Source organism: Planococcus sp. SE5232 (assembly GCF_050686535.1).
GTDB lineage: Bacteria > Bacillota > Bacilli > Bacillales_A > Planococcaceae > Planococcus.
The window spans coordinates 161,199-171,165 of sequence record NZ_JBOGCP010000005.1 but is presented as its reverse complement, the minus strand read 5'-3'; the positions used below and the strand labels follow the sequence as shown (position 1 = coordinate 171,165).

The 9,967-nt window shown below is 40.3% G+C and carries 22 protein-coding genes; all 22 read right to left on the bottom strand.

Annotated elements, in window-relative coordinates; genetic code table 11:
• Positions 1–138 precede the first annotated feature (138 nt).
• The 22 genes from ACRC6Q_RS16730 to ACRC6Q_RS16625 all read right to left on the bottom strand — a co-directional run bounded on the left by ACRC6Q_RS16730 (position 139) and on the right by ACRC6Q_RS16625 (position 9,954).
• On the bottom strand, positions 139–393 hold the full coding sequence (locus tag ACRC6Q_RS16730) for an HNH endonuclease (protein ID WP_431467087.1): 255 nt from the start codon (positions 391–393) through the stop codon (positions 139–141).
• Between the two features lie 380 nt (positions 394–773).
• Positions 774–950 (bottom strand): hypothetical protein, encoded by a 177-nt coding sequence (locus tag ACRC6Q_RS16725; RefSeq protein ID WP_431467086.1) that lies wholly within the window; start codon positions 948–950, stop codon positions 774–776.
• A gap of 649 nt (positions 951–1,599) precedes the next feature.
• A complete protein-coding gene (locus ACRC6Q_RS16720) occupies positions 1,600–2,055 on the bottom strand; it encodes a hypothetical protein (RefSeq protein WP_431467085.1) in 456 nt (151 codons plus the stop codon).
• A gap of 242 nt (positions 2,056–2,297) precedes the next feature.
• On the bottom strand, positions 2,298–2,501 hold the full coding sequence (locus tag ACRC6Q_RS16715; protein WP_431467084.1) for a hypothetical protein: 204 nt from the start codon (positions 2,499–2,501) through the stop codon (positions 2,298–2,300).
• A gap of 41 nt (positions 2,502–2,542) precedes the next feature.
• Positions 2,543–2,689: a hypothetical protein gene (locus tag ACRC6Q_RS16710; protein ID WP_431467083.1), complete on the bottom strand. Its 147-nt coding sequence runs from the start codon at positions 2,687–2,689 to the stop codon at positions 2,543–2,545.
• A gap of 37 nt (positions 2,690–2,726) precedes the next feature.
• Positions 2,727–2,987 (bottom strand): hypothetical protein, encoded by a 261-nt coding sequence (locus tag ACRC6Q_RS16705; RefSeq protein WP_431467082.1) that lies wholly within the window; start codon positions 2,985–2,987, stop codon positions 2,727–2,729.
• 35 nt (positions 2,988–3,022) lie between these two features.
• Positions 3,023–3,445, bottom strand: a complete 423-nt coding sequence (locus ACRC6Q_RS16700) for a transcriptional regulator (RefSeq protein ID WP_431467081.1) — start codon at positions 3,443–3,445, stop codon at positions 3,023–3,025.
• A 5-nt stretch (positions 3,446–3,450) separates the two neighbouring features.
• Complete coding sequence (locus ACRC6Q_RS16695; protein WP_431467080.1) at positions 3,451–3,720, bottom strand: hypothetical protein; 270 nt, start codon at positions 3,718–3,720, stop codon at positions 3,451–3,453.
• A 28-nt stretch (positions 3,721–3,748) separates the two neighbouring features.
• A complete protein-coding gene (locus ACRC6Q_RS16690) occupies positions 3,749–3,982 on the bottom strand; it encodes a hypothetical protein (RefSeq protein ID WP_431467079.1) in 234 nt (77 codons plus the stop codon).
• 36 nt (positions 3,983–4,018) lie between these two features.
• Positions 4,019–4,186, bottom strand: a complete 168-nt coding sequence (locus ACRC6Q_RS16685) for a hypothetical protein (RefSeq protein WP_431467078.1) — start codon at positions 4,184–4,186, stop codon at positions 4,019–4,021.
• The gene (locus ACRC6Q_RS16680; protein WP_431467077.1) at positions 4,186–4,437 is read right to left on the bottom strand and encodes a hypothetical protein; all 252 of its coding nucleotides are present in this window, start codon (positions 4,435–4,437) and stop codon (positions 4,186–4,188) included. The genes ACRC6Q_RS16685 and ACRC6Q_RS16680 overlap by 1 nt, the downstream gene beginning before the upstream one ends.
• Positions 4,437–4,622, bottom strand: coding sequence for a DNA strand exchange inhibitor protein (locus tag ACRC6Q_RS16675; protein WP_431467076.1), 186 nt, complete (start codon positions 4,620–4,622; stop codon positions 4,437–4,439). Before ACRC6Q_RS16675 ends, ACRC6Q_RS16680 begins: the two co-directional genes overlap by 1 nt.
• Positions 4,623–4,828: 206 nt before the next feature.
• Positions 4,829–5,020 (bottom strand): hypothetical protein, encoded by a 192-nt coding sequence (locus tag ACRC6Q_RS16670; protein ID WP_431467075.1) that lies wholly within the window; start codon positions 5,018–5,020, stop codon positions 4,829–4,831.
• A 52-nt stretch (positions 5,021–5,072) separates the two neighbouring features.
• Positions 5,073–5,369, bottom strand: coding sequence for a hypothetical protein (locus ACRC6Q_RS16665; protein WP_431467074.1), 297 nt, complete (start codon positions 5,367–5,369; stop codon positions 5,073–5,075).
• A 156-nt stretch (positions 5,370–5,525) separates the two neighbouring features.
• A complete protein-coding gene (locus tag ACRC6Q_RS16660; protein ID WP_431467073.1) occupies positions 5,526–6,068 on the bottom strand; it encodes a tyrosine-type recombinase/integrase in 543 nt (180 codons plus the stop codon).
• 82 nt (positions 6,069–6,150) lie between these two features.
• On the bottom strand, positions 6,151–6,339 hold the full coding sequence (locus tag ACRC6Q_RS16655) for a DUF3954 domain-containing protein (protein WP_431467072.1): 189 nt from the start codon (positions 6,337–6,339) through the stop codon (positions 6,151–6,153).
• A gap of 11 nt (positions 6,340–6,350) precedes the next feature.
• Positions 6,351–6,569 (bottom strand): hypothetical protein, encoded by a 219-nt coding sequence (locus ACRC6Q_RS16650; RefSeq protein WP_431467071.1) that lies wholly within the window; start codon positions 6,567–6,569, stop codon positions 6,351–6,353.
• 21 nt (positions 6,570–6,590) lie between these two features.
• On the bottom strand, positions 6,591–6,725 hold the full coding sequence (locus ACRC6Q_RS16645; RefSeq protein WP_431467070.1) for a hypothetical protein: 135 nt from the start codon (positions 6,723–6,725) through the stop codon (positions 6,591–6,593).
• Positions 6,726–7,093: 368 nt separating this feature from the next.
• Positions 7,094–7,726: a dUTP diphosphatase gene (locus tag ACRC6Q_RS16640; RefSeq protein WP_431467069.1), complete on the bottom strand. Its 633-nt coding sequence runs from the start codon at positions 7,724–7,726 to the stop codon at positions 7,094–7,096.
• A gap of 1 nt (position 7,727) precedes the next feature.
• Positions 7,728–8,258, bottom strand: a complete 531-nt coding sequence (locus ACRC6Q_RS16635; RefSeq protein ID WP_431467068.1) for a hypothetical protein — start codon at positions 8,256–8,258, stop codon at positions 7,728–7,730.
• Complete coding sequence (locus tag ACRC6Q_RS16630; RefSeq protein WP_431467067.1) at positions 8,258–8,791, bottom strand: hypothetical protein; 534 nt, start codon at positions 8,789–8,791, stop codon at positions 8,258–8,260. The genes ACRC6Q_RS16635 and ACRC6Q_RS16630 overlap by 1 nt, the downstream gene beginning before the upstream one ends.
• 131 nt (positions 8,792–8,922) lie before the next feature.
• On the bottom strand, positions 8,923–9,954 hold the full coding sequence (locus tag ACRC6Q_RS16625; RefSeq protein WP_431467066.1) for a DNA cytosine methyltransferase: 1,032 nt from the start codon (positions 9,952–9,954) through the stop codon (positions 8,923–8,925).
• Positions 9,955–9,967 lie beyond the last annotated feature (13 nt).

Genomic DNA, 9,967 nt, shown 5'->3' with positions numbered 1-9,967 from the left:
CCCCCCCTATAACGCGCTATTTTGACCTAAATCTGAAATTACGACCCCACTCCTCGGTCTCCTGAGCTGAAAATAAATCCAAAAGTTTTTGACCGGGGGGTGTTTGAAAATAATTTATTTTTTTATTTCAAATTATTTTTACCACCATTCATCGGCCCACTCTTTTTTCTTTCGATTCAGTTTTAATACTTTCCCGTGTATATCGTTATGATGTCGTATGCAAAGACTCTCAAGATTATCTAAATCGAGTGCTAATTCCGGATAATCTTCAATTTCCTTTAGATGGTGAACGTTCATTCGGACTTTCTTCTTCTCTCCATCTACTTTGATAGAGTCGACTGTGACTTTACCCTCACGCTTACATGCCTGGCACTCGTAGTTGTCACGGTTCAATGCGACTTGCCTAAGCTTCTCCCACTTCGGACTGCAATAGAATCGCTTCTTATCTTTCTCTGTTGCATATGGTTTGTCTTTAGGTTCGATGATCAGTCACGCCTTTCGCAGGTCGTTATTTCCAAGTACGCTTTCTGTTGTAATGACTGGCGGCTTTCATATATCCTTCTACCATCCATGTAAGTAAGTAAGACAACGGCAAAGCTATAACGAAGGCAAGCACTACCATATAAAGAACCCATATCAACATAGCGAATAGCAGTGTTAAAAATTCCATAGTTAATCACGCCTCTCTCTACTTAGGTAGATGAAGATGAACAGAGTCGGTATGGATATGATTACGGTTATGATTGCGCCTGTTAGGATTAGGAGTTCAGCCATTAGCTTCCGTCCCTTTGCTTGAGTACTTCAACCATGTAAGATTCGCCGTTATAAGTAATGCTGTTCAGTTCCTCTTCTGCATCCTCTGCGTTTGCATATCCTCGTATATATGGATCCGGAAAGAAATCATTGAACACCATATACTTTGCATCCTTTAGTTCAACCTCTTTGCTCATCCCTTACACCTCCACATAATAAAGAAGCGCCCAGCCGTAACAGCCAAGCGCCTGATGCTATTGCTCGTAAGCCTGAGCTGGCAGATGTGATGGATCACCTTAACCTTTCCGGCGTGTCGCCTGCTTATGGTCTAGCAATTACCATCACCCCTTTCGATAGTTGTGCCTAATTAATATGTTCCGGAAGATGTACAGTCGTGATACTCGCTTCTGTCAATCCTCTTAAATCCAATACCTTTGAAATAACCAATGTTTAAAGGTTTGAATGCATAACCGTAACTAAAATAAATATGATGTACTTTGTGAATGTTAGTAATCAATTGCAGAACTCTCATAAGTTCACCCCTTTCAACGCATAAGAAAAAGCACCCAGCAATTAAGCTGAATGCTTTATGTTAGTTACGGTAATAGTTTATATTTCAGATGATGCTATTAAATCAGGAACGAATACCTTTCCGTCCTTGCAAGCCTCGCATTTCCAACTGTACATAATTCTTCCGGATGGCGCTCGTTCTTCACGATCGATTACATATCTTTCTGGCAACTGCTGTTCTAATGGATCGAAATGATTAAGAGACCTTTGAGTACCTTCGCAATATGGACAAGTTATTTTTACGAACTTCATATTTGCCATATCCGGCCGCCCTCTCTACTTACGATAATAGTTGTTAGTGAAATCAATTATAATTTCTTTCATGCGTTCCTCAGTGATGTGTCCGTCAGCGTGTGCCTCTTCGCATTCCTTCACCAATGAAACTAGATCCGACTCTGGCGACTTCCCTTTGACACTCTTCACTGCCTTATATCCTGCATAGATAACCGGCGTCCACACGATAGCTGTTGTCTTGAGTCCAGCCTTCTGCATCGCCTTGCCTGTCTCCTGCATCTTACTGCCACCGCTATCTGCTTTAGCTGCAATGCCTGCCCAGAATTCACTCTTCTTATTCATCTTCTCAATCTTAGCAATTTCTTTTTCAAGCTTCTTAATTTCACGCGGAGAAAGTGTACCGCTGCTGATCTGTACTTTCATATCAATAATTTCTTGTTTGCGCTGTTCGACTGCTTCATCAGCACTTTGTTTAGCTGCATCGTATTTACTAGCCATATGTATCCCCTGCTTTCCGATTAGTTAATTTCATAATACAGGAAAGAGAAGACACCTACAATGTGATATGGATAATCACTGCAGGTGTCTGACTGGTTTATGACATGTCAATCGGTTAAGTTCCGCATGTCGAGAATCATACTGTTTATGACCCTAAGGATGTGAAGTCGCTTTAGCTAAACTTCTACTCTACTAATTTACCACGGAAGTAGAGGCCGAAAGTGACATGATAGTGACACGTTTTAATCCTTGAAGAAATCATTATCAAAATGCTTGTCGATATGGTTTCTTGCTTTCCTGTTGATAACGAGAAGAACTATGAACCATATGATATATAGCGACACTGAAATGATTGTTGGTGAAAGAACTACCCACCAACTCCAGTCAATCGTGCCGGTGATTTTAAGTACGATGAATATGATTGTCAATACTTCTAAGATTCCCATTTTCTTCATTCCTCCTCTAACTTTATTGTTTGGGCGGACAGTTAGTTTGAAGATTCTTCCTCGATATTTTCACAATTGTTGCACGATAAAATGCCAACGCCATAACCTTGTCCAGATTCCCCGACTAAACTAACATCTTTGCTTCTGCACTTTTTACATGACACTTCAAAATTTTCTATTTTGGCCATATCTAAATTCCTCCTTTTCCCTCTACCTTTGGCGGGACTATGCTTTGTCAGTTCGGTCAGCGTTGATAATTAAACGGTTGACTGTGGGAATTGATTCACCAGGCGACAATGAACCTTTTACCCTTCTGTCTCTAGTGAAATAAGTAACTGTGTAAATTTGGTTGCCTTGAACACCTAACATTTCGAGAATTCTCTCGTATGAAATTCGCTCGGTCTGAATGCTTTTGTAACCGCCGTTTAATTTAACTACCGGAAAAGTAGTGCCTTCTAAAAATTCTTCGTCAAATTCTTCTACCATCTTCTATCTCCCCTTTTCCATCTACAGTGTTTTATTTATCTCCAGCCCAATTTCTCGCCAATAGCCTGGACAATCTCATCTCTCCAGCGATACGCCTGCCGTTTACTGATGTTCAATTCCTGAGCAATGCCATCCCATGTCTTTGTCTGAGGAAATGTCCAATACTTCAAAAGGATTAGCTTCTTCCGTTCTTTATCACAAAGGTTGTAGACATGCTCGATGGATGAAGCAATGCGCTCTAACTCCTGGAGATGAAGATCCGCAACTAAGCGAGTGGCCATCTGTTCAGTCGGCCTTGAAGGAATATTTGATTTACCTCCACCAATGTTTTCGTCAGTCGATGAACTGAGCATAATTTCTTCCCGGCGCAGCTTGATCCGTTTAACCGTTTCATAGTAATCCGATAGTTCAGCCTCTATATGTTTAAATGCTCCTGGTTTCATCTTTAATGCCGGCATCGACTTCACTCCTTTTGTACTTCTTCATTCACATCTAGCAGCATATTGTCGAATTCTTTTTGACTCATATTTTCGGGTGCGAAGTATTCAATCACTTCGGAGAATGGGCGCAAATGTCTTTCGAGAATATCTTTACCATCTCTAAAGCTGTTTACGGTTCCTGTGCAATTATTCAAGTAATCTTCTCTTGTAAAGTTCCAATGTGTCGGACAATCTACTACAGTAGAAAACCTGCAATATAATCCGTTGGGTTGTTTTGCTATGAATCCACCCATATTGATCACTCCTTAATGATTAATTGATTTACAGTTCTTCCAGAGTCTTCTTCTGTTTATCCAGCCACTCTTGAGCACTACCAACCATAATTTCTTTAATGGCATCCTTTTTCTTGCCGGTAGCATAAGCATGGCCACCTTCTTTTCTTGAAATCATTATTTCTTCCGTATCGAACAAGTTCTGTAGTCTTTCAACGCTTCTCTCAGCCCCTTCGATTAGGCTTACTAATTTCTTCGCTTCTTCGAATTTCTTGATATCCATCATCTGCACTCCCTATCCATAAATATTAAAAGCCTGTCATTTCGAAGTCGCTTCAATTAAAGATTTCTGACACGCTACCGCAAGCTGCATCGCCTGTTCTTCTGTAAATCCTTGACGTTTCAATTCTTCATAATATGAGTAAACCGTCGGCCCTAGATTCATTAAATGCGATAAAAGCTGTTCCCACTGTTGTACTACGTCCATTATTCTTCCTCCTCTTCCCTGAAATCTTCATCAAGTTCATCGTCTTCCAGTTGTCTCAACCTGAATTCCGCTACCCTCTTAATCTCTCCGCTTAAACGCTTCATTTGCATAGCTTGCTTTTCATCGGCAACTTCCACCAATTCCTCGATAGAGGTTAATACGTCGTCCAACTTCTTGCCCCATTCATTGCTTCTCATTTCTTGTTTCGCGCGAGTGTGCATCATATTATTCATTACATTATTTATGTCCATTATTTATCGCTCCCTTTATTTATCTTTTCTTCAGCAATTTTAATTTGCTCTTTTACTTTCTTGTGCAAAGCTTTTTCTGAATCCCAATCCTCATCAGACTGATTTTCCCTTTTCATGTAATAGAACAAAGCGTGTTTAATGGTCAGTAGTTGCCGATAGGTGAACTTAGTGTGAAAACTTCCCATCTATTTCACTCCCTTAACGAATTATCTTTTTAACCAAATGTCTTGGCTTGCGATTGTCGACCTGATGCGACATGCGCGAAATATTTTTAGAATCGATTAATTTGAAATTATTTTTCTTTGGAGCGAATGGCCGTTCTTTATATAGTTCCTCTCTGTATAGCCTTCTCGATACATGAAGGAGATTAACAGTTCGTCTTCAGTTTTCATTAAAACCCTCTCCTTTTACTTGCATCTAAAACAGTTTTATCAATAACTATTTTTAATACCTGACCATCTGCTAATGTCAGCTCTAAAATATCTTGATAAATAGAGTTATCTGAATACCAATTAACAATTTCAGTTTGCTTACCACTCGAATCTTCAATATGCATTGAGGATATGACGGGTTTTAAATTCATCAACTGCAGCCTCCCTTTACGCTCTTTCAGTTACACATATCTTAAATACGCGTTAACTGAACCGTTTCATTCTGGCAGCGCTTCTTTTTAAAGTTTCTTGCGCCATTTTATGCATATTGTCTTTTATTGGCTTGGAACGAATTAAGTCCGTAATATCTTTGCTGATCACTTTGCGGTTTCCAATCCGATAGCCTTTATCCTTCAATACAGCAGCAACCTTGCTGACACTTCCTGATTCCACATAGAGCTTGAATGCTTCTTGTTCGAAACCTTCCGGCTCATAAGCTTCCATCGTCTCGATAAACATTTCCAAGTCCTTTATCTTCAATCTGGCTTCATCGCTTGTCATACGTCTTTTCCTGCCCTTCTGACTGCACTATAAAACATATACTGTTGCACTCAGCCCGCCGAAATTTCCCTGTAGTACCAAGGCTTGAATATGCTTTTTCTTTTTACTGCACGTTTCTGTTTTTTATGGTGCGTCTTACCCTTAAAAAAATAGATGTTAGATACGGAATTTATCCATAGCTTCATCGATAAGGTCTTGATTGATGCCAATATACTTCAAGGTGGTTGATTGATCAGTGTGGTTAAATAGCTCCTGGAGCATGGCCACATCTTTCGTTTGTTTGTAATAGTGATAGCCGAATGTCTTTCTTAATGTATGGGTGCCGATTTCTTTTAAGTTTGCATGTTCAGCTGCTTCTCTTAGTATCCTGTATGCGGTAGAACGATCAATCGGTCTGTTAGTACCCTGCCGGCTTAAAATGACATAGGAGCCATCGCTCAGCTTGTTTATATAAGCGAATAATTCTTTCTTGATGTAACCAGGGATCTTTACGCGCTTGCGCTTCCTTGTTTTCTTTTCGACAATATCGATATGAGTCTTCAGCAAGTCTTCTTTTTTCAGTGACAGAATATCGGAGATTCTTAAGCCTACTGTTATCCCTAAAAGAAACATGATGTAATCACGTTCACTTTTGTTTCTTAGGTACACTTTCATTTTGTCCACTTTCTCCAAGTTCCTGATTGGCTGTACAAAGTTCATGGTCAAGCCTCCTTGTAAATAAAAAAAGAGGACACCAAAATAGCTGTTAAGCTAAATCAGTGTCCTCCGGTTCTCGGTCAGACTATAATTTTCTTTTGAAATAGTTCTCAATGATGATCGGTGCGCCATCTGCCCAGGTGATAGTTTGTTTCCCGTGCCCTTCAGGTGGAGATCCTAATATCTCTATTTTACCACCTTTTACAATTATTATAGAGTTTTTATTCATCTTAATTTTAGCGAGGATTTCATTGTCTGTCTGTTCCTGTCCCATGGTTGTCCTCCTCAAAGCCTGTGCAAGCTTCTATCTCTTTGTTCAATCAATCCCCGTTCAGCATGATCAAACACCAGCAGGGCTACTTCGCTTGTCTTTCTCTTCATTTTGGAAGCTATCTCCCGAAGGCTTATGTTTTCATTCCAAAGTTTGAGAAAAACTTTCAGCTCTTCTTCTAAAAAGATTAAATTCAAATCATGATCATCACTTTCGAATAAAAAATAGTTCATGACGATCCTCCTTTGCTTCACTTAAAAAATATCACTTAGTTTTTCGTACTCTTTCAGCAAATCAGCATCGTTCATTCTTCGGAAATACGATTCTGCTTTAAATGGATATGCCAGCAATAGCCAGTCAATATAAAATTGGCGTTTTTCTTCGCTCATTCTTTAAAACTCCTAAAATTTAATTTTCAAATTGCGTTGTAAATAAATTCAATGACTGATACTCTATTTAAGACTATAAAGAGTAGCCCTTGCAGAGCCTCATCACCTCCGCGAATCCTAAGGGTTACAAAGGATGATACCTTTGATTAGATTTCATATAACAGTGGAGTTTGACTTGCGACCCTTTGCTCCGGCATTGGTCCCTGTCCTGTCTCTTTTAGTCAAATCACTACTTGGTCTCTGACCAGGTAGTTTTTTATTTTTCATCCAGAATATAACGCTTTCCATCAACCATCACTACCGTAGATTCTCCACGTCTAACCTTGACTACTTTGATTTCTGCTGTGTAGGTTTCGCCTGGCGTCATATCAATAGCCCTCTTCCTGGCGTTTCCAATTGGTTACGTTTTTGCTCATGTAAGCTGTTTCGATTTGTTCCCACGTGAAGCCGAGCATTTCGCCAAGACCAATTAGGAGTTCCATATTTCTGCAATATCCGTGGTACACATTCGGGTAATAAGTTTCCCAATCTGCCTGCAATAAGTCTTTGAATTGTTCTGTCACTGTTTTCTTGCGATATGGTCCCCATTCCAGATTCAAAGGTATATTAAGTTGAAGTCCGATGGATAGAGCGAAGTGAACGCAGTCCACATATTCTTCTAGGAGTGGGTTTTTCGCTCTCAAAGGATAAAGAACCCCTTCGCATTTTTTGAAGTGTTTAAGTGTATCTTTATTCGCTACATCCTCTTTACAATCTTCGCAATAATGATGAGTTGCCGCGTCCGGATCACAAGTCGTCTGATATAGCGTATTTGCCGTTTGGCGATTGCTCCAGAATTTGAAACCACGCCATTCATTCGCGCACTCTCCAAGTTCAACTAATAGAGCTAAAACGCGTTTTTCTAGTCTGTCTTCATCAGGTATTCTCGGATGTTTCCGTTCAATCTCAGCGTCCAGTAAGCGTTGTGTTTCGAATAGTTCTGTTAGGTATATTTTTGTCATATCATCCAACCTCCATGTTTCGCTTGCTAACTGCCACAAACTTAGCGGCCAATGCAACGGCCAACTTTTCATCCTGGTAAGCAGCGATCAGTGCTTCATCCATCAAGCCTTCTGCTTCTTTCTGTTTTTTTAACTCAATGCCAATCTGTTCTTTAAATTGGTCCCTTTGGCGTTCTGCTTCCAAGAAACGATCTCGCCACATCGCACTGCATTCATACTCTTTCTTAAATTCCCTTTTCCACCCAGCAGCATTATCTTTCGATTCATTTAATTGGAATTCCAGAAGTTCTCTATGTTCTTTCAAGTCTGCGACTGATTCGGTTAAGTCAGAGATTGTCTGCTTGGCTTCTTCGATTTTCAAAGATTCATCTGAATGCAAAGCCGAATTTACTAGCATATCCACATAATCGGATGCAGAGTTACTTACAGCACGTTCGAGGAATCCGGTTTTCGACTTTGATTGCTGTAAAGGTTTGTTACCTGACTTTTCTGTATGCCGTTCCATTACTTGCTTTTCGGTGATGTGAGTCATTATTTTCCTACCCCCAATATTTCTCTTTCTTTGGCTATTGACTTTTTGATGCTCCGGATCGCATATTCTGTGCCGCGCCCTTCTTTGATGATTCGATAGCCGGACCATCCTTCTTTAGTCAAGCGCTTGTATTCATCTATAGAGAGTTGATCATTTGGTTTTGGCACTGGATCAGTAGCTGCACGATATTCATCCCAGCCGTACTGGAAGATTCTTTGTTTTAACGTTTTGTACTTGATATCGTTTTTTTTCGCCAACGCCTTAATCTCTTCGCTTATGTCATGCCGTTTATACTGTCCACGTTCTCCAGTTTTTTTGTGTTTGTGATTGGTCTTAATCGGTATTGCTACAGCAGGTTTGAAGTCGGCGTTCATGATATCCGGTCGGCGGCGTGTTTTTGTTAGTTTGTCTAGTTTCCTGCCGCATCTTAGCAATTCTTTTGAAACGTCCTCCCCAGCTTCTGAACGTTTATTTAAATCGTCTATTTCTACCAAGATACGCAGTCTTGCGTTTTTTAATTCGTGTTTCGTCATGCCTTTCAGTCCTTTCTTCATTCAGGTAATTTGTATAGGATCTTGCAAACATTAAGATTGTTGTCAGCCAGGCTGCTATTAATGCAGCTGTTAGGGTTAGCATGAATTGCTCCTTTCGGTTACTGGTTAAACTAACAAATCAATTCCATTTGGCCATTCTTATTAAACGAAATATCTTTTTGCTCATTGTTTTCTTTCAGTAAGACTTCAAAAATGGCTTCTAATACAGGGACTACTATGCTGTTTCCGGCCAGTGCATATAAAGTGGCGTTCCGTTTGCCTTCCTTAGTCGGGAACTGAGCAAGCATTAGGTTGAAGTCCGCATCGTCAAATCCCATTAAACGCCATACTTCACGTTCGGTTAAATATCTGTAGGCTGGTTCCCCGTTCATACGGATGATGCCGGCATTCGGGCATCTGTCTTGTCGTTCGGTAATGGTCCAGCAATGTGTATCGATAACGCCAAGTCTGCGCTTATAAGAATCCTGCGACTGTACTGGATTAAATTCCTCAATCTTGTTCAGCATTGATGGAATATTTATCTGATACTGCGGATCAGTGACGTTTGTTTCTAAGAAATCGGATATAGCCCGCATCGGCTTTCGTTTAAGGTGGCCGAAATAGAAAGGACGGCCGAGTGTTGATACACAGAAAACTCTTTCCCTGGCCTGCGGCACTCCGAAGTCCCTGGCATCCAGTACGTCAAAACTGCTTTGATAACCCAATTCATTAAGCTGTTCCAAGTAATGATTAAATGCACCGATAGATTTTTTATCAAGAACTCCGGTGACGTTTTCCCAAATGACGGTCTTTGGTTTCCATTCACCCATGTTCCGAATTATCTTTATTGTTTCGTGCATCAGAGAACTTCTGGTGCCGCTGCCTTCTGCGGATCCGCGCTTCTTTTTGTCTTTATCGATGTTGCTACTGTATTGAGCTCTTGAGTTATCCTGGCAAGGACTTCCGTGAACCAAAACATCGGGCTTCAAATTCCAATCAACAACTGATTGTGGTTTGTGTCTATGATCGTAAAGAGCGTTATATGCTCGAACTCTATTCTCTTGAATTTCCACATAGTCGACTGACTTATGATCAATCCCTAAATTTATGAGTGCTTTTCTCGGAGCACCGATTCCTCCAAAAAGTTCAAGTATTTTAATCAATAGAGCGTCCCTC